Origin of the sequence: Frigoribacterium sp. Leaf8, assembly GCF_001421165.1 — a bacterium.
GTDB lineage: Bacteria > Actinomycetota > Actinomycetes > Actinomycetales > Microbacteriaceae > Frigoribacterium.
Map to the genome: position 1 here is coordinate 72,427 of NZ_LMKB01000006.1, position 17,654 is coordinate 90,080.

The window sequence follows — 17,654 nt, forward strand, 5'->3', positions numbered from 1 at the left end:
TGCCCCCGATCCGTCCCGAGGGCGAGACCCAACGTCCGGGGCTCGAGTCGCTGCGCTTCGGCCTGGCGTTCCTGAAGCGGTCGCCGAACATCCGGACGACCTTCGTCATGGACATAGTCGCGATGACGTTCGGCATGCCCCGCGTCCTCTACCCGGTGGTCGGCACGCTCGTGATCGGAGGAGGCGCGGTGACGGTCGGCGTCCTCTCCGCCTCGTTCGCGGTGGGCGCCCTGCTGAGCAGCGTGTTCTCGGGACGCCTCGGCCACGTGCGCCGACAGGGTGTCGCCGTGCGGTGGGCGATCACCGCCTACGGTCTCTGCATCGCCGCGTTCGGCGTCGTGCTGCTCGTGACGCCGGCCCACGGCGGCGGCGTCACGGCCGGACTCGACCAGGCGAACCTGGCCGCCCTCGGCGGGGCCGCCCTCGCCCTGGCCGGAGCGGGTGCGAGCGACAACGTCAGCTCGATCTTCCGCTCGACCATCCTCCAGTCGGCCGCACCGGACGCGATGCGGGGCCGCCTGCAGGGGATCTTCATCGTGGTGGTCACGGGCGGGCCGCGAGTCGGTGACCTGTTCGTCGGACTCGTCGCGGGCATCGCCGTCTTCTGGCCACCGCTGCTCGGCGGTCTGGTGGTCGCCGCCCTCGTCGCGCTCGTGGCCCGGCTGACGCCCGCGTTCGGACGTTACGACGCGGAGGCGCCGACGCCCTGACCCGCGGCGGCGGCCACGGTCGCCGCTGCCGCCGTCACCGCCGTCGCCGTCGCCGTCGCGAGCGCGTCACCACCCGGGGCCCGAGTGCGGCGGCCCGGTCACCTGCGACGGCCACCCCGGGTGCTGCGGGTACCCGACGAAGGCCGTCGGTGGAGCCTGCAGGGCGACGCGACTCGCGGTCAGGGCCTGCAGCAGCTCGGCCTCGTCGCGTTGGACGGCCTCGTCGAGCGCGCGGCGGCCCTTCACCAGCCGCTGGCGGGTGAAGGCGAGGCGCGTCGCATTCGAGATGAAGACCTTCATGGCGGGTCGGATGCCCCGTGACGCGGCCCACGACCGCGCGCGGCGGCGACCGGCGCTCGACGAGAGCATGCCGACCTCGTCGGCGCTGAACCAGCCGACCGCGGCGTACTCCGCGAGCCGGTCGTGGGTGACCCTCCGCTCGTTGCGTCGCAGGAACACCACGAGCAACACCATGGCCACGAAGATCGGCACCTGCACGAGCAGGTAGTAGACGAAGAAGCCGTCGCCGACCACGAAGAGGGCACCGTTCCAGAGCGCGTGCAGTCCCGCCGCGGGGACGAGGCCGACGAAGAACCAGCCGATCGCGCCGTACGGGCCCGTCCGCCGTGCCGCGAGACCGAGGGCGAAGCCCGTGCAGGCCGTGTACATCACGTGGGCGAACGGCGACATCAGGGCCCGCACGAAGAAGACGTAGGCGAGGCCCTGGCTGCCCGTGGCCAGGTCCTCCCCGACCTGCAGGGCGAAGTACTGGATGTTCTCGACGAAGGCGAAGCCCGCCGCGACCGTCGCCGCGTAGACGATGCCGTCGACCGGGCCGTCGAAGTGCCGTCTGAAGATCCACAGGACGAGCAGCACCCCGAGTCCCTTCGCACCCTCTTCGACGAGCGGGGCCTGGACCACCGCCCCGAGCACGTCCCCCAGCTCGCCGGACCTGACGCCGAGCACGGCCCGAGCCGTCTCGAGGGCGTAGTCGACGATCAGAGCGGTCCCCACCGCGACCGCAGCGCCCCAGAGGAACGCGAACAGCAGGGCCACCCGTGGCTCGGGCTCCCAGCGGTCGACCAACCAGATGCCGACCAGGACGATGGCCAACGGGACGAAGGCGAGCAGGCTCCCGGCCAGCAGGACGGCGGGCTGAACGAAGACCAGGAAGTACAGTCCGACGGCCAGGGCGAAGGTGCCGATCACGGTGAACCCGACGGCGAGCGCCACGGCACTGGCCACCCGGCGGCGAGGCGTCGGCTGGACGAAGACCGGCTGCACGGGGTACCAGACCGGCTCGGGGTTGACCGCGGGAGCATGCGCCGACCAGCCGGGAGCGGCCCCCGGGGTGACGGAGGAGGGGTCGGCGTACGGCGTCAGCGGGCGGCCGTACGCGTCGTGTCCGACGCCGCGGGGATCGGACCAGGTCATCCCCCGACCCTACGGGCTGACGCCGGGGTCGGCGCAGCCTGCGGGCGGGCCGCGACGAGCCGGACGGCCCGGTAATCTCGCAGGATGGCCTCGACGCGTTCCCTGCCCGAGGACCCGTCGCTGGTCCGGTACGTGGTGATGCGGGTCTGGCACGATTTCCTGCGCCATCGCACCATCGACGCGGCCGGGTCGCTCACCTTCTTCTCGATGCTCGCCCTGGTGCCCGGCGCGCTCGCCCTCGTCTCCGGGGTCGCGCTGTTCGTCGACGACGGTGACGCCGTGGACGAGATCCTCTCGGTGGCCCGGTACGTCCTCACCCCCGACGCGATCGACACCCTGCGCTGGCCGCTCGAACAGATGCTCAGCCTGTCGAACCCCGGCGTCGCGTTCGGCATCGGCCTCTGGCTCACGCTGTGGTCGCTGTCGGCCTACACGACGGCGTTCGGCCGGGCCATGAACACCGCCTACGAGGTCGAGGAGGGGCGCCGCATCTGGAAGTTCCGCGGCCACATGATGATCGTCACGCTCGTCCTGATGGTGTCGTTCGCCGTCATCGCCGTCATCCTGCTGGTGACGCCCACGTTGAGCGACGCGGTGGCCGCACGCTTCGGCATCGGCCGCCCCTGGACCGACCTCTACGACATCGCCAAGTGGCCGGTGCTCGTCGCCCTGGCCGTGCTGTCGGTCGCGATGCTCTACTTCTTCACGCCCAACGTGCGGCCTCCGCGCCTGCGCTGGGTGTCGTACGGGGCCATGGTCGCCCTCGGCGGCTGGGCGCTCGCCACGGTCGGCTTCGCGGTCTACGTCGCGACGGTGTCGAACTACGACCGCTTCTACGGCTGGGTGGGCGGCGTCGTGGTCGTGTTGCTCTACGCGTACATCAGCAATTTCGTGCTCGTCATCGGCGGTGAGCTCGACAGCGAGATCCTGCGGATGCGTCAGCTCCGTCGCGGGGTGCAGGCCGAAGAGGTCATCCCCCTGCCGCTCCGTGACACCGCGCGCAACCACATCCTGGCTCGCAACCTCGCGTGGGACGTCCGGGTAGGCAGGGCGATCCGCGAGCGTGCCCTGCGCGAGAACGGCGGCGTGCTCGAACCCGACGAACTCCGGCGCGTCCACCTCCGGGGTGATCGAGACCGGCCGGCCGACGAACGGCCGCAGGCCGCGCAACTCGCCGACCAGGTCGACCCGAGCACCCACGCCCCCTCGACGTCCTAGAGGCGCGGACCTTCAGGAGGCGCGGTGCCCGGCCGCCCGACACCGCGCATCCTGGACGATGGTCGCGTCAGCCGGCGGTCTCGTCGCCCGGGTTGCGGGCGCCCGTCGTGTTGGCCGCCCGGGCCACCGCCGCGGCAGGGTCCTCGACGTCGATGACGGTGATCGCGCTCGTGATCGGCGCGAGCCCCGACAGTCGGGCGGGCGACAGCACCTTGCGCACCTGCTCGTCGGTCATGAGGCCGGCCGCGACGACGAGAGGCGCGATCGCCGCGTTGGTCGTCAGCGCCGTGTGGGCGATGGCCGCGGCCGCCGTGTAGCCGATGTAGGGCGTGAGCGCCGTGACGCTGCCGACGTTCGTCTCGACCTGCTGGGTCAGGCGGGCGCGGTTCGCCTCGATCCCGTCGACGCAGTTGATCCGCAGGGTCTGGCAGGCGTAGGTCATCCACTGCAGGCTCTGCATGACCGAGTGGGTGATCACGGGCTCGAACGCGTTGAGCTGCAGCTGCCCGGCCTCGGCGGCCATCGTGACCGTCACGTCGGCCCCGGCAACCGAGAACGCGACCTGGTTGACCACCTCGGGGATCACCGGGTTCACCTTGCCCGGCATGATCGAGGACCCCGCCTGGCGCGGCGGCAGCGTGATCTCGCTGATGCCGGCCTGCGGACCGGACGACAGCAGTCGCAGGTCGTTGCAGATCTTCGACAGCTTGATCGCGCTGCGCTTGAGGGCGCCGCTCAGCGTCATGAAGACGCCGGTGTCGCTCGTCGCCTCGATGAGGTCGGGGGCGGTGACGAGGTCCATGCCCGAGAGCGTGCTGAGGTGTCGCCGGACGGCGTCGGCATAGAGCGGGTCCGCGGTGATGCCCGTGCCGATGGCCGTGGCGCCGAGGTTGATCTCACCGAGCAGCGGCACGACGTCGCGCAGACGCTGGACGTCCTCGGCCAGGGTGTGCGCGAAGCCCGTGAACTCCTGCCCGAGGGTCATGGGCACGGCGTCCTGCAGCTGGGTGCGGCCGACCTTGAGCACGTCGTGGAACTCGGCGCCCTTGGCGGCGAACGAGTCGGCGAGCAGGTCGAGCTCGACCAGGAGGCGGCGCAGGGTGAGCACCATCGCGATCTTGATCGAGGTGGGGTAGGTGTCGTTGGTGCTCTGGCTGCGGTTGACGTCGTCGATCGGGTGCAGGTGGCGGTACTCGCCCTTGGCGTGGCCGAGCAGCTCGAGGGCGCGGTTGGCGATGACCTCGTTGCTGTTCATGTTGGTCGACGTGCCGGCGCCGCCCTGGATGACCCCGACGGCGAACTGGTCGTGCAGCGCGCCCCCGCGGATCTCTTCGCAGGCGCGTTCGATGGCCTCGGCCTTGACCGGGTCGAGCACGCCGATCTCGACGTTGGCGCGGGCCGCCGCCTGCTTCACGAGGGCGAGGGCCGTGACGAGGTCGGGATAGACCGAGATCGGCCGCTGCGAGATCGGGAAGTTCTCGAGCGCCCGGGCGGTGTGGATGCCCCAGTAGACGTCGGCGGGCACCTCTCGGCTGCCCAACGAATCGGTCTCGGTGCGGGTCGGTGCTGCTGTCTCGGTCGTCACGTGTGGTGAGCCTCCGTCGTCAGTCGGGGCCCGGTCGTCGTCGACCGGACGCTTCCGTCGAGCCTACCGGCGGGACCGCGGACGGGTCGTTCCCGGGGAGGCGCGGGGCGGCCGCCCGAGAGGGTCCCGCCCTGGGGACGAGACGAGCCGGGGTGGCCGGGGGTCAGCGGTGGAAGCCCGGGACGATGAGGTAGATGCCGTACAGCACGCCGAGGGCGCAGACGACGAAGCAGGCGTACCCCGCGGCGGTGCGGACGGGCGTGCGGCCCTCGACGGTCAGCAGGCGCAGGCCCAGCGAGTAGAGCGAGACGAGGGCGGCCGCGGAGAAGAGCGCGACGAGCGCGACCACGAGGAAGGCGGACCAGTCGATCATCAGCGCACCTCGTCGTCGGTCGGGACCGGACCCCGGGGGGCGGAGACGGGCTCGGGTGGGTCGTCCATCCGGACGAACGGGGCCTCGACCCCGGACGCGGGCGTGTCGACGCGGCCCTTGCGGACCGCTCGTCGGGCACGGCGACGCGAGAGCACCGAGGTGGCGGCGACGTCGACCTCGATGGCCGAGCCCTGGTCGTGCGGCCGGCGGCGGGAGATGACGAAGATTCCCGCGATGACGACGGCACCGACGGCGGCGTCGATCACGAGCCCCGCGACGCCGAGCGTGGCGATCAGGGCCGCGACGGCGCCGACCGCCGCCGAGGCGGGCAACGTGATGAACCAGGCGACGACGATCTTGCCGGCGGTGCCCCATTGGATCTTCGAGCCGCGGCGTCCGAGGCCGGCACCGATGATCGATCCGCTCGCGACCTGCGTCGTCGACAGCGCGAAGCCCAGGTGGCTGGAGGCCAGCACGGTCGCGGTCGTCGACGCCTCGGCGGAGAAGCCCTGGGTGGGCTTGACCTCGGTCAGACCGCCGCCCATGGTCTGGATGATGCGCCAGCCGCCGGTGTAGGTGCCCAGGGCGATGGCGAACGCGCAGACGACGACCACCCAGAACGGCGGGCCGGAGTCGGGCGTGAGCAGCCCGCCCGCGATCAACGTGAGCGTGATGACGCCCATGGTCTTCTGCGCGTCGTTCGTGCCGTGCGCGAGGGCGACCAGCGACGACGTGAAGATCTGGCCGTAGCGGAACCCGCCGCGCTCGCTCTTGTCGTCGCGGCGTCGGGTGATCGTGTAGGCGAGCCGCGTGGCGGTGTACCCCACGACGCCGGCGATCAACGGCGCGAGCAGGGCGGGCAGCACGACCTTCGACAGCACGACGCCGAAGTCCACCGACCCCATGCCGGCACCGACGATCGCCGCACCGATCAACCCGCCGAACAAGGCGTGCGAGGAACTCGAGGGCAACCCTCGCAGCCACGTGAACATGTTCCACACGACGGCGCCGATGAGGCCCGCGAAGATCATCTCGGGGGTGATCTGCACCCCGCCGTCCCCCTCGCGGATGATGCCGCCGGAGACGGTCTTCGCGACCTCGGTGCTGAGGAAGGCGCCGACGAGGTTGAGGATCGCGGCCACCGTGACGGCGACCTTGGGCTTCATCGCGCCGGTCGCGATCGGGGTCGCCATGGCGTTGGCCGTGTCGTGGAACCCGTTCGTGAAGTCGAAGAAGAGAGCCAGCGCGATGACCAGGACGACGATGAGTGTGATGTCCACCGGCCTGAGTGTCACAGGTGGGTGGACGCGGGTCAACTCGGTGGTGACCTGCGGGGTACATCCCGGTGAACGGCGGGTGACGCGGACCGTCGCGCGGCCGGGGCGCGCCTCACACGTGCGGGACGAAGTCCTGCCAGGCCCGTCGCCGTTCGCCCCGCGGATCGTGCTCGACGCGGTCGCGGGCGTCGATGATGAGGGTGCGTCGGCGGTGCGGGTCGTAGGTCGGCCAGTCGGCGACCGCCCCGGTGCGGACGAACTCGAGCCAGCGGGAACGCGTCCGCGCCGCCGTGCGCAGGAACGCCCGACGGCCGCCCAGGAGGCTCATCGCCCACCCGAAGGCGGAGCCCATCCGGTCGTAGATCGCCCAGAGCTCGAGACCGTGGAACGCGTCGACCCCGACCGTGCGGAGGATTCGCGTCGTGGCGTCGAAGCGGTAGAACCGGACCGGCTGGTGGACCGCGTGCCGCTCGGCCACCTTGACGCTCGGGAACCAGAACGCGTAGTCACCGCCGAAGTCGAGGGCGGCCGGGCGGGCGGGCAGCCCCGGGTAGTGCTTCTTGATCGCCTTCCGGGCCTTCTTCTCGGTCGCGGCGAAGATGGCCCGGATGCGGGGCTTCGTCGTGGCAAGGATGTCGCGGCGGCCGGTGAACACCGACCCCTCGCGGTCGTTCGTGCCGATGATCAGCGGCACCGGGTGGGCCCGGCCCGCTTTGAAGGCGTCGAGCGGGCGTTCGGGCAGGAAGTCGCCGTCGATGACCGGACTGAAGCAGATCGTCCCCGGGTCCTCGTCCGGGGTGCGCAACTGCAACCGGCTGGCGGCCCGGACGATCGCCGTCGTCGGTGCCTCGGCGAGCATCGTCGCCGCGTCGTCGACGCTCGTGGCCTCGAGGTCGTCGTCGCGCAGGTCGTGGGCGAGCAGCTCGAGGAACTCGCCCGCCCAGCGCCGCGTCACGTCCGGCGGGTAGATGGCGTTCGGCGGTGCGCTCTGGGCGACGACCCCCCGGAAGAGGCCGCGAGCGCGCGGCACCGTCATGAGGGTCGTCACGGCGTTGCCGCCGGAGCTCTCGCCCGACACGGTGACCCGGCCGGGGTCGCCGCCGAACGCGGCGACGTTGTCGCGGACCCACTCGAGGGCGGCGACCTGGTCGCGCAGCCCGAGGTTCGAGTCGAACGGGCGGTCCTCGGTCGCCCAGTGGCTGAAGTCCAGGTAGCCGAAGGCACCCAGCCGGTAGTTCAGGCTCACGTAGACGATGCCGCCCTCACGGACGAGCGTCTCGCCCTGTCTCGGGAACTCTCGCGACGACCCCACGCTGTACGCGCCTCCGTGGACGAACACGAGGACGGGCAGCCCGTCGCCCGGTGCCGTGCCCTCCGGTGCGACCACGTTGACCGTCAGGCAGTCCTCGCTGAGCGGGGTGGTGGCGTCGACGCCCACGAACTGCACGCGGTCCTGGGGGGCCGCGGGTCCGAACCGGCCGGCGTCGCGGACGCCCGTCCACGCCGCCGGCGCCTCCGGGGCCCGGAAACGGAGGCGCCCCACGGGTGGTGCGGCGAAGGGGATGCCGCGCCAGGCGAGCACGCCGCGCTCCCGCACGCCGCGGACCTCGCCAAAGCGGGTGGTGCGGACGAGGTCGGGGGCCGGGACGGTCGCCCGGGGCTGTGCGGTCACGGAGCGATGCTACGGGTGGTCGGACGGTCGACCGGGGCCGTTCACCCGACGTTCTCCTAGGGGGTGCCTGGGAGGATGGTCGGGACTTTGCAGTCGATGCACATCGCACGGCTGCCCCGACGACTGGACGGAGCCCGGCTCACATGGAACTCGGCGAGCTGCTGATCATCTTGACCGGGTCGCTCGTCGTGACCGCCTTCGCCCGCTGGCGGGGCCTGCCCGCCCCCCTGCTGACCGTGGGCGTCGCTCTGCTCGTGTCGTTGATCCCCGGCGTGCCCGACATCGAGATCGACTCCGAGGTCATCCTGACCGTGGTCCTGCCGCCGCTGCTCTACTCGGCCGCCCTCGACGTCTCGCTGCTGAACTTCCGGGAGAGCCGCGTGCAGATCGCCCGACTGGGGGTCGGTGCCGTGATCGTGACGGCCTTCGCCGTGGGGGGCGTCGCCTACGTGATGATCCCCGACATGACCCTTCCGGCCGCCCTCCTCGTCGGGGCGGTGGTCGCGCCTCCCGACGCCGTGTCGGCGGCCGCCATCGGCCGGAAGCTCGGCCTGCCGCGCAAGGTGATGACCGTGCTGTCGGGCGAGAGCCTGATCAACGACGCCGCGTCGCTCACCCTGGTCAAGGTGTTCCTGGCGATCGTGGGCGGTGCCAGCCTCACGCTCTGGGACGACCTCGGCATCTTCGGCCTCGCGATCGGCGTCGGCGTCGCGGTCGGTCTGGTCCTCGGCTTCGTCGCCCACCGCGTGCGCATGCGGATCGACGACCCCGTGGTCGAGAACGTCATCGGCCTGCTGCTGCCGTTCATCGCGTACATCGCCGCCGAGGAGCTGAGCGGCTCCGGCGTGCTGGCGGTCGTGGCCGCGGGCCTCTACGTCGGATTCAACTCACCCCGCACGGGCTACGCGACCCGGCTGCAGGAGCGCCCGTTCTGGTCCGCCGCCGACGTCCTGCTCGAGGGGTTCGTGTTCGCCCTGATCGGCCTCCAGCTGCGTGCCGTCGTGCTCGACGTCAGCGAGAGCGAGCGCGGCCTCGGACAGAGCGTCGGCGTCGCCCTCGCCGTCCTCGCCGTGGTCGTCCTCGTGCGCCCGGTCTTCGTGTTCGGCACCTACCACGCGGCCCGTGCCGGCCGGTACCTCTTCCTCTCGACGGTGCTGCGGAAGCTCCGCCGGGTGCCCGCGCTCCGCCGGCTGCGGCGGGCGCCGGCTCTGCGGACGCTGCGCTACCACCCGCAACCCCGCATGGACTGGCGACAGCTGAGCGTCATCTCGTGGACCGGCATGCGGGGCGTGGTGACCCTCGCCGCCGCCGTGTCGATCCCGGCCGTCACCGAGTCGAGCATCCCCGTGCCGGCGCGCGACACCATGTTCCTCATCGCGTTCATCGTCACGGTCGGCACCCTGCTGCTGCAGGGGCTCACGCTGCCGGTCGTCATCAGGGTGCTCGGCGTCCGGGACGACACGCAGCGCGACCGTGACCTCGCCGCCGAGCTGGCGGTCTTCGCGACGAGCACGGACGAGACCATGGCCTACGTCGCGGAACGGCGTGCCGACTGGGAGAAGCGCTGGGGGCCCGAGCTCACCGAACGCGCTGTCCTGCTCGCGACGACTCGGCTGCTGCGGCAGAACGAGGCGCTGCAGCGCACGGCCGTCGACGACGCCGACGAACGGGACGTCTCGGGGGCGACGGCCGCCCAGCGCGCCCGCCGTCGAGCGGCGCCCCAGGCGCTCGGCTCGATCCGACGCGAGCTGCTCGCCAAACGCCGCGAGGTGGTGCTGCGCGAGCGCGACGCCGGGGCCCTCGACGAGGAGGTCATGAGGCGCGTGCTGCTCGGGCTCGACGCCGAGGAGCTCGCCATGGACACCTCGGCCTTCACGAGCACGAGGTCGTGACGCCGCCGCGGCGTATCGTGAGCGGCACCGGCGACGAGACGGGAACACGACCGAGAGCAGGAGGGCGCTGCACCGTGGCGACCACGACGAACCAGACGACCACGGACGACGCGGGCGGGCCGCCCAAGCCCGAACTCGGACGGTACCGTCGCTGGTACTCGACCCTCCACCCGTCGCTGCAGCTGATCGGCCTGCAGCTCTGGCTGCCGCTGTTCTTCATCGTCGGCTTCTGCCTCTGCTACATCGCGGCCTTCCACGCCCCCCACCCGCACGACGTGCCCGTCGCGGTCGTCGGGTCCTCGTCGGCCGCCGCCGACCTGCAGACGGGCCTCGACGACGCCCGCCCCGGCGTGATCGACGTGCGCGCCTACGGCTCCGCCGACGAGGCCGAGGAGGCGGTGCTCGCCGGACGCGTCGCCGTCGCCTACGACCCGGCCGAGACCACGATCTACACCGCGAGCGCCCACCAGTACCAGGTCGCCGCCCTCATCCCGGCGACGATCACCCCCGTGCTCGAGGCCCAGGGGGTCACGCCCACCGTCACGGACCTGGCACCGCTGCCCGCGAACGACGAGTACGGCACCGTGTCGATGTACCTCATGCTCTCGTGGTGCATCGGCGGCTACATGGTGGCGATGTTCATCGGGCTGATGGGCGCCCCGCTCCGCCACCGCACCCGGATGACGGTGATCGGCGTCGGCGGCGGCGTGATCTCGCTCGTGACGAACGTCCTCGCCGGGCCGGTGATCGGGGCCGTCGACGGGCACTTCGTGCCGCTCTTCTTCATCGCCTGGGCCTGGATCATCGCGATCGGCCTCGCGGTCAACGGCATCAGCTACTTCGTCGGACGGTTCGTCGCCCTGCCCGCGATGATCGTGTTCGTCTTCCTGTCCATGCCGTCCTCGGGTGCCGCCTACCCCGCATGGTTCATGCCCCAACCGTTCGCGTGGCTCAACGCCGTCGTCGTCGGGAGCGGCATCACCGAGATGCTCAAGCGCGTGCTCTACGGCGTGGGCCCCGGCTACGGCCGCGGCGTGACGATGATGCTCTGCTACGCCGCTCTCGGCATCGTGCTGATGCTCGTCGGCAAGCGCTGGTGGGAGAGCCGCCGCATCGCCCGCATCGTGTCCGGCCGCACGACGATGTTCGCCGACGCCCAGAACGCGAACCGCGAGTTCCTCGTCGCCGAGCGCGACGAGGTGCTCGCCCGACACGGCCTCGTGGCGACGGACACGGGCACGATCAACACGATCCCGGCGGACGAACGCGACGACCTCGGTGACCCCGGCGAGCGGGGCGACATGTTCCTCGGTGCACCCGGCGGGCTCGAGAACGACGAGCTCGCGACTCGACCCGTGCGCGTCGTCCCGAGCGACCGGATCGGGTCGGGGCACCCCGGGCGCGAGGACGGCGTCGCGCGCTGAGGCGGTACCCTCGACGCTCGTGACCACGACCACCCTGCACCGCCTGCTCGTCGCCCTCGCCGTCCTGCTGCTCGTCGCGGCCGGGGCCCTCTACGTCCTCTCGGTGACGCTGGCACCACAGGGCGGTCCCGACGTGGCGGCGCGCTTCGTCGGCTACGCCTGGTTCGCGGTCGTCGGTGCCGTGCTCACCGGCGTCGTCGACTTCTTCGTACGCGCGGGTCTGTCGCGCACCGGGACCCGACGCGGACGCTGACCCGCCCGGACGGGGTGTCGGGCTCAGACGAGTCGTGCCTCGGCGGTCGAGGCACGTCGCTCGGCCAGCTCGATCGCCGCGAGGCGTTCGATGCGCTGCCACCGCGCGGCCGTGGCTGCCATGCCCGCGACGAGGGCGACCACGCCGAGGCTCGAGAGCGCCAGCAGGACGCCGCCGAAGGCGGCCCCCACCACGACGACGACGAGGCCGAGGGCCCAGGCCACCGCGGGCAGCCAGAGCGGCAACGACAGCTGGCGGGGCGCCACGGCGGTGCGGGCCGGGCTCCGGAGCGTGGTCGTGGTCAGGCCGTCGTAGCTGGTCATGTCGCTCCCCGTGAGATCCGTCCGACGGCGGGGATCTCCCCGTGATCCGTCTCGGAACCGACCCTAAGCGGAGCACGGCGCCACCGCGCCCCCCTCTGCGAGGGCCAGGCGTCCGGGCCGGAAGGCCTCAGGGGCCGGCGTGTTCCGCCGGCAGCGGAGCGTCGGAGGCCACCGTCGCGAGGTCGGCCGCGAAGACGAACGTCCGGGTGACCCGTCCCCCGGCGAGCACACCGGGCAGCCAGTGCGACGCGTCGTCCCACATCTCGTCCAGGGGCAGCTCGTCGAGGTCGAACCACCGGGGCACCAGCTCGTCGCTCTCGGCGGGGTCGCCGCGCCACGCGGTGACGACGAAGACCGTCGACCGCTGGCTCCAGCTCTCACGGTGCGGGAAGAGGTAGAGCAGGTCGCCCCTCCGGTCGAGGTCCGACGCGAGCACCTCGACGCCGCTCTCTTCCGCGATCTCGCGGACCACCGCCTCCTGCACGCCCTCCCCCGGCTCGAGCTTGCCCCCGAGGCCCACCCAGTGCCCCGTGCCGAGTCCGCGCTTCTTGCGTCCCAGCAGGACCTGCCGACGCCCCTCGTGCTCCCGCAACAGGTAGGCGACGCAGACGCGGTAGACCGGCATGCCGGAAGGCTACCGGCTGTCGTCCCGCCCACAGGGCGGACGGCAGGAGGGCGGACGGCAGGAGGGCTGACGGCAGGAGGCGCGGGCCGCGTCCCCGGGAACCGCACGACGCCTCGCGCGTAGGCTCGTCGGCATGTCCGAAGCACGATCGAGCGGGAGGCGACGCCCCGGGCCCGAGTTCCGCGGCGCCGGCCGGAGCCTCGAGGTGCTGCGCGCCGAGGCCCACGACGAGCTCTCCGCCCTGATCGAACTGCGCTGCCGCAACGGCGAGGACCCCTGGGACGTCATCCCCGGGCTCCCCACCGTCGACGAGCAGGTCGTGATCTCGCTGCGGGCCGACGCCCTGGGCACCGACGGCGTGCCGACCGCGACGGGGCTCGGTCTCGCCGACGAGCTCGGCTACCTGCGCACCATCGCGTTGTGGCACCCCGAGCTGTCACGGGCCGTCTGGTCGCTCATGGGGCGGCTCGACGACGCCTCTCGCTGACCGCGCCTCGCCCGACCCGGCTGTCGGTGGTCCGCCGTAGCGTGGCCCCATGAGCTGGTGGGACGTCGTGACCGTGACCGTGGGTGCCTTCGTGGGTGCCGGGGCGGCGTTCGCGTCGAACCTGCTCGTGCGGCTGATCGAGTCGCGCCGGCGCGAGGCGTCGGCCCTCAACGAGCTGATCACCGAGATCCACTTCCGGCGCGTACTGCGCCGGGTGGCACCGAGGCTCAGCCCCAACCCCCGCGCCCTCGACCCCGTCTACGAGCAGGCCCGTCATTCGATCTCGGCCCTGCGGGGCGAGATCCGGCGGGCGCGACGGGCGCTCCGTCCTCGCTCGTCGGCCCTGCCCGTGCTCAACGAGATGACGCTGGCGTGCAACACCTTCCTCGACGACAGCGACGACGCCCCCGAGCGCTACCGCCTGCACCTCATGCAGCTGCACGCCCGGCTCAACGCCTCGGTCCGACGACTGAGGTCCGACCGTCGGTCCATCTCCGACCTCGAACCCGGCGAGGCGCACCTCGGCGCCACCGTCCAGGGGTTGAGCGCGCCCACCACGGCCCTGCCCGTCGACGACTGACCGCCGCCGGGTCGGACGCCGACCCGCGTCAGGGCCGGCCGACGACCGACGGCCTGGCCGGACGTCACCGAGGAGGCGCGGGTACCGTCCCCCGCATGAGCGTCCGCGACCAGACCCCGGCCCCCGACACCACCCCCCGCGACGACGCGTCCGGCGCGAGCGAGACGGTCGACCCGGCCGGGCACGACGTCGACGCGACGTACACGGTCCCCGGGACGCACTCCGAGTCGGCCGCCGAGAAGGCCGGCACCCCCGAGCAGGCGATCGACGAGGCCCGCGAGGGCGAGGCGCCCGACCCGGCCGACGTCCACGTCGCCTCGGACGAGTACCCCGAGGTGCCGGCCTTCAACGGCATCACGGCCAGCGACCGCTCCGTCTGAGCCGCCGTTAGGCTCGGGTGATGGCCTCCGTTCCCGCTCCCCGTGCCCCCCAGAAGCCCGTCACCCGGTCGCACCACGGCCACGACTTCGTCGACGACTACGAGTGGCTCCGTGCCAAGGACGACCCCGAGGTCGTCGCGCATCTCGAGGCCGAGAACGCGCACACCGAGGCCGAGACGGCCCACCTCGCCGGTCTGCGGCAGACGGTCTTCGAGGAGATCAAGGGCCGGGTGCAAGAGACCGACCTGGGCGTCCCGGTCCGTGAGGGCTCGTGGTGGTACTACTCGCGCACGGCCGAGGGGCAGCAGTACGGCATCCACTGCCGCGCACCGATCACCGGGCCCGACGACTGGAATCCCCCGTCGATCGAGGCGGGCGAGGCCGCCGAGGGCGAGCAGGTGCTGCTCGACGGCAACGCCGAGGCCGAGGGGCACGACTTCTTCTCGATCGGCAGCTTCGACGTCTCGCCCGACGGCACCCTGCTCGCCTACGCGGTCGACGTCGAGGGCGACGAGCGCTACACGCTGCGCATCCGCGACCTGGCGACCGGCCGCGACCTCGACGACGTGGTCACCGGCACGGCCGCCGGCGCCCTGTTCGACGCCACCGGCCGATACGTCTTCTACCCCACCGTCGACGAGTCCTGGCGGCCCGACACCATCTGGCGTCACGAGGTCGGGCAGCCCGGCGACGACGTCACGGTGTTCACCGAGACCGACGACCGCTACTGGATCGGGGTGGGCCTCACGCGCAGCCGCCAGTACCTCGTCGTCGACGTCGGGTCGAAGATCACGAGCGAGACCTGGCTGCTCGACGCGGCCGACCCGACCGGCGAGTTCCGGGTCGTCTGGCCGCGCCGCGAGGGCGTCGAGTACGACGTCGAGCACGCGATCGTCGCGGGCAGCGACCGCCTGCTCATCGTCCACAACGACGGCGCCGAGAACTTCGAGCTCGTCGACGTGCCGGCCGACGACCCCACCTCGACGACCGACCGCCGCGTGATCGTCGAGCACCGCGCCTCCGTCCGGCTCGAGTCCGTCGACGCGTTCTCCGGCCACCTCGTGGTCGAGTACCGCCGCGACGCGCTGCCGCGCTTCGCGGTCGTGCCGCTCGGTCCCGACGGCTACGGCGAGGTCTCCGAGGTCGGCTTCGACGAGCCGCTGTTCGCCGCCGGCGCGGGCGGCAACCCGGAGTTCCACCAGCCGACCGTCCGCTTCGGGTACACCTCGTTCGTCACGCCGTCGACGGTCTACGACCTGGACGTCCGCACGGGCGAGCGTCACCTCCTCAAGCGTCAGAACGTGCTCGGCGGCTACGACCCGGCCGACTACGACCAGGCCCGCGAGTGGGCCACGGCGACCGACGGCACCCGCGTGCCCGTCTCGCTCGTCTGGCGCCGTGACGCCGTCCCCGCCGAGGGGCCCTCGCCCGTGCACCTCTACGGCTACGGCTCGTACGAGCACAGCATCGACCCGGGCTTCAGCGTCGCCCGCCTGTCGCTGCTCGACCGCGGCGTCGTCTTCGCGGTCGCCCACGTCCGCGGCGGCGGCGAACTGGGACGCTCCTGGTACGAGGACGGCAAGACGCTCACCAAGAAGAACACCTTCACCGACTTCGTCGCCGTCGCCGACCACCTGATCGCCGAGGGTCGCACGACCCCCGAGCTGATGGTGGCCGAGGGCGGCAGCGCGGGCGGCCTGCTGATGGGCGCGGTGGCGAACATCGCCCCCGACCGGTTCGCCGGCATCGTCGCGGCCGTCCCGTTCGTCGACGCCCTGACGAGCATCCTCGACCCCGACCTGCCGCTCACCGTGATCGAGTGGGACGAGTGGGGCGACCCCCTGCACGACGCCGAGGTCTACGAGTACATGCGCGGCTACAGCCCGTACGAGAACGTTCGCGACGACGTGACCTACCCGCGCATCCTCGCCGTGACCTCGATCAACGACACCCGGGTGCTCTACGTCGAACCCGCCAAGTGGGTGGCGCGGCTGCGCGAGGTCGACGCCCCCGTGCTGCTCAAGACCGAGATGTCGGCCGGGCACGGCGGCGTCAGCGGACGGTACGAGTCCTGGCGCGAGCGGGCGTTCGAGATCGCGTGGATCCTCGACGTCCTCGGGCGGGCCTGACGAACGTGGACCACGTCGCCCTGCTGCGGGGCGTCAACGTCGGCACGGCCAAGCGGGTGGCCATGGCCGACCTGCGACGCGTGGCCGCCGACCTCGGCTTCGAGCGCCCCGAGACGCTGCTCAACAGCGGCAACCTGGTGTTCGGGGCGTCGTCGCGGCTCGGTGCCGACGACGCCGCCGGGCTCCGGGCGTCGATCGCCCGGGCCACCGGCGTCGACGCCGACCTGGTGCTGCTCGACGCCGAGCGCTTCACGCGGCTGGCCGTGGCGAACCCCCTCCGACGCGAGGAGCGCGAGCCGAAGCTGCTGTCGGTCGCGTTCGCCGAGGTGCCGGGCGCGCTCGACGGGGTGGCGCCTCCCGACGTCGACCTGGGCGACGAAGAGATCGTGGTCTCGCCCGACGCCGTCCGCCAGTGGCTGCCGGCAGGCGTGCTCGCCTCGCGGGTGCCGGCCGCCTGGTGGCGGGGGCTGCCGACTCCGGTCACGGCCCGGAACGACGCGACCGTGCGCAAGCTCGAGGCGCTGCTCGCCCGCCGCTCCGCCTGACCCCTTCCGCGCCCGAGGTCCGACGTCAGAGGTCGGCGTCCCGACGTCAGAGGTCGGCGTCCCGACGTCAGAGGTCGGCGGCGGCGCGGCGGAAGCGGCGGAGGGCGTCGTCGGCACGGGCGGACTCGAGGGTGGCCAGCACGCCGTAGCCGAAGGCGTCCTCGCCCGACCGGTTCGCGAGCGTCGCGACCTCGCGCATCGAACGCACCGCCGCGAGGGCGTCGCGGTGCTCGCCGAGGGCGTCCTGGACGGCCTCGGCCCGGCGGGCCCGGCCGCGGCCCGATCCGCTGCGGGCCCGGTCGGCCTCGAGGGCGTACCGCAGTCGTCGGGCGGCCTTCCGCGCGTCGTGCAGGACCGGGAGCGCGTCCACGGCGCCTGCGCGGTCCGTCGCGTCCACGGCCGCCAGCCCTGCCCGGACCGCCCGCCTCGTCCGCTTCCGCTCAGCCCGCAGCCGCGCGGCCGAGAGGTCGGCGGCCGGGTCGGTGGCGTGGTCCCCCGTCGCCGGGGCCGCCACGAGCGCGTCGACCGCGTCCAGCAGGTCGAACCAGGCGCCCGAGTCGAGCAGGCGACGCACGTCACCGACGGCCTCGTCGAGTCGTTCGCCGAGCCGGGCGTCGATCCGCCCCGTGACCTGGGCGGCCACGAAGCCCTCCGGAGCCGAGGAGGCGCGGGTCGCCACCCGGCCTCGCGCCACCTCGACGTCCCGAGCGGCACCCGAGACGTGGCCGACGTGGCGGGCCCCCGCCA

At 72.6% G+C, this 17,654-nt stretch carries 17 protein-coding genes and 1 pseudogene; 10 read left to right on the forward strand and 8 right to left on the reverse strand.

All coding sequences use genetic code 11. The annotated features are described in order from the left end of the window. Nucleotides 1-710, forward strand: a pseudogene (locus ASL10_RS16610) (MFS transporter); the annotation flags it as partial. A 66-nt stretch (nt 711-776) separates the two neighbouring features. Here the strand turns inward: ASL10_RS16610 and ASL10_RS11910 are convergent. Further along, the gene (locus tag ASL10_RS11910; RefSeq protein WP_082460532.1) at nt 777-2,144 is read right to left on the reverse strand and encodes a PrsW family intramembrane metalloprotease; all 1,368 of its coding nucleotides are present in this window, start codon (nt 2,142-2,144) and stop codon (nt 777-779) included. Nucleotides 2,145-2,228: 84 nt separating this feature from the next. Here ASL10_RS11910 and ASL10_RS11915 point away from each other — a divergent pair, with 84 nt between their 5' ends. Continuing rightward, a complete protein-coding gene (locus tag ASL10_RS11915; protein WP_082460533.1) occupies nt 2,229-3,362 on the forward strand; it encodes a YihY/virulence factor BrkB family protein in 1,134 nt (377 codons plus the stop codon). 67 nt (nt 3,363-3,429) lie between these two features. Here the strand turns inward: ASL10_RS11915 and ASL10_RS11920 are convergent, their stop codons facing one another. The 4 genes from ASL10_RS11920 to ASL10_RS11935 all read right to left on the reverse strand — a co-directional run bounded on the left by ASL10_RS11920 (nt 3,430) and on the right by ASL10_RS11935 (nt 8,269). Further along, on the reverse strand, nt 3,430-4,947 hold the full coding sequence (locus ASL10_RS11920; RefSeq protein ID WP_056048158.1) for an aspartate ammonia-lyase: 1,518 nt from the start codon (nt 4,945-4,947) through the stop codon (nt 3,430-3,432). 163 nt (nt 4,948-5,110) lie between these two features. After that, the gene (locus ASL10_RS11925) at nt 5,111-5,320 is read right to left on the reverse strand and encodes a hypothetical protein (protein ID WP_056048161.1); all 210 of its coding nucleotides are present in this window, start codon (nt 5,318-5,320) and stop codon (nt 5,111-5,113) included. Further along, a complete protein-coding gene (locus tag ASL10_RS11930; protein WP_082460534.1) occupies nt 5,320-6,600 on the reverse strand; it encodes an inorganic phosphate transporter in 1,281 nt (426 codons plus the stop codon). Before ASL10_RS11930 ends, ASL10_RS11925 begins: the two co-directional genes overlap by 1 nt. A gap of 109 nt (nt 6,601-6,709) precedes the next feature. Continuing rightward, the gene (locus tag ASL10_RS11935; RefSeq protein WP_056048164.1) at nt 6,710-8,269 is read right to left on the reverse strand and encodes a carboxylesterase/lipase family protein; all 1,560 of its coding nucleotides are present in this window, start codon (nt 8,267-8,269) and stop codon (nt 6,710-6,712) included. A 143-nt stretch (nt 8,270-8,412) separates the two neighbouring features. On the opposite strand from ASL10_RS11935, the gene ASL10_RS11940 reads away from it, so the two are divergent. From ASL10_RS11940 to ASL10_RS11950, 3 genes are all read left to right on the forward strand, one after another. After that, nucleotides 8,413-10,161: a sodium:proton antiporter gene (locus tag ASL10_RS11940; protein WP_056048167.1), complete on the forward strand. Its 1,749-nt coding sequence runs from the start codon at nt 8,413-8,415 to the stop codon at nt 10,159-10,161. Between the two features lie 74 nt (nt 10,162-10,235). Then, a complete protein-coding gene (locus ASL10_RS11945; protein WP_056048169.1) occupies nt 10,236-11,585 on the forward strand; it encodes an ABC transporter permease in 1,350 nt (449 codons plus the stop codon). Between the two features lie 19 nt (nt 11,586-11,604). After that, nucleotides 11,605-11,838, forward strand: coding sequence for a hypothetical protein (locus ASL10_RS11950; protein ID WP_056048171.1), 234 nt, complete (start codon nt 11,605-11,607; stop codon nt 11,836-11,838). Between the two features lie 23 nt (nt 11,839-11,861). On the opposite strand, the gene ASL10_RS11955 is transcribed toward ASL10_RS11950, so the two are convergent. Both ASL10_RS11955 and ASL10_RS11960 read right to left on the reverse strand, forming a co-directional pair. Then, nucleotides 11,862-12,161 carry a hypothetical protein gene (locus tag ASL10_RS11955; protein ID WP_056048172.1) on the reverse strand — a complete coding sequence of 100 codons (300 nt, stop codon included), beginning with the start codon at nt 12,159-12,161 and terminating at the stop codon, nt 11,862-11,864. A gap of 127 nt (nt 12,162-12,288) precedes the next feature. Then, nucleotides 12,289-12,786, reverse strand: coding sequence for an 8-oxo-dGTP diphosphatase (locus tag ASL10_RS11960; protein WP_056048175.1), 498 nt, complete (start codon nt 12,784-12,786; stop codon nt 12,289-12,291). A gap of 133 nt (nt 12,787-12,919) precedes the next feature. On the opposite strand from ASL10_RS11960, the gene ASL10_RS11965 reads away from it, so the two are divergent. The 5 genes from ASL10_RS11965 (at nt 12,920) to ASL10_RS11985 (ending at nt 16,907) form a co-directional block, all read left to right on the forward strand. Further along, nucleotides 12,920-13,273 carry a hypothetical protein gene (locus tag ASL10_RS11965; protein ID WP_043596433.1) on the forward strand — a complete coding sequence of 118 codons (354 nt, stop codon included), beginning with the start codon at nt 12,920-12,922 and terminating at the stop codon, nt 13,271-13,273. Nucleotides 13,274-13,322: 49 nt separating this feature from the next. Continuing rightward, entirely contained in the window at nt 13,323-13,853 is a 531-nt protein-coding gene (locus tag ASL10_RS11970; RefSeq protein WP_056048177.1) for a hypothetical protein, read from the forward strand. A 95-nt stretch (nt 13,854-13,948) separates the two neighbouring features. After that, nucleotides 13,949-14,233: a hypothetical protein gene (locus ASL10_RS11975; RefSeq protein ID WP_056048180.1), complete on the forward strand. Its 285-nt coding sequence runs from the start codon at nt 13,949-13,951 to the stop codon at nt 14,231-14,233. A gap of 20 nt (nt 14,234-14,253) precedes the next feature. Continuing rightward, a complete protein-coding gene (locus tag ASL10_RS11980) occupies nt 14,254-16,362 on the forward strand; it encodes a S9 family peptidase (protein ID WP_056048184.1) in 2,109 nt (702 codons plus the stop codon). Between the two features lie 5 nt (nt 16,363-16,367). Further along, nucleotides 16,368-16,907, forward strand: a complete 540-nt coding sequence (locus ASL10_RS11985) for a DUF1697 domain-containing protein (RefSeq protein ID WP_056048188.1) — start codon at nt 16,368-16,370, stop codon at nt 16,905-16,907. Nucleotides 16,908-16,974: 67 nt separating this feature from the next. Here ASL10_RS11985 and ASL10_RS11990 read toward each other — a convergent pair. Beyond that, the coding region (locus ASL10_RS11990) for a CHAD domain-containing protein (protein ID WP_162234612.1) at nt 16,975-17,654 on the reverse strand (680 nt) is incomplete at its 5' end.

Coding starts and splice junctions, on each gene's coding strand:
- ASL10_RS11940 (WP_056048167.1), top strand. CDS start 8,413: ATGGAACTCGGCGAGCTGCTGATCATCTTGACCGGGTCGCTCGTCGTG.
- ASL10_RS11925 (WP_056048161.1), bottom strand. CDS start 5,320: ATGATCGACTGGTCCGCCTTCCTCGTGGTCGCGCTCGTCGCGCTCTTC.
- ASL10_RS11965 (WP_043596433.1), top strand. CDS start 12,920: ATGTCCGAAGCACGATCGAGCGGGAGGCGACGCCCCGGGCCCGAGTTC.
- ASL10_RS11980 (WP_056048184.1), top strand. CDS start 14,254: ATGGCCTCCGTTCCCGCTCCCCGTGCCCCCCAGAAGCCCGTCACCCGG.
- ASL10_RS11970 (WP_056048177.1), top strand. CDS start 13,323: ATGAGCTGGTGGGACGTCGTGACCGTGACCGTGGGTGCCTTCGTGGGT.
- ASL10_RS11960 (WP_056048175.1), bottom strand. CDS start 12,786: ATGCCGGTCTACCGCGTCTGCGTCGCCTACCTGTTGCGGGAGCACGAG.
- ASL10_RS11910 (WP_082460532.1), bottom strand. CDS start 2,144: ATGACCTGGTCCGATCCCCGCGGCGTCGGACACGACGCGTACGGCCGC.
- ASL10_RS11955 (WP_056048172.1), bottom strand. CDS start 12,161: ATGACCAGCTACGACGGCCTGACCACGACCACGCTCCGGAGCCCGGCC.
- ASL10_RS11975 (WP_056048180.1), top strand. CDS start 13,949: ATGAGCGTCCGCGACCAGACCCCGGCCCCCGACACCACCCCCCGCGAC.
- ASL10_RS11915 (WP_082460533.1), top strand. CDS start 2,229: ATGGCCTCGACGCGTTCCCTGCCCGAGGACCCGTCGCTGGTCCGGTAC.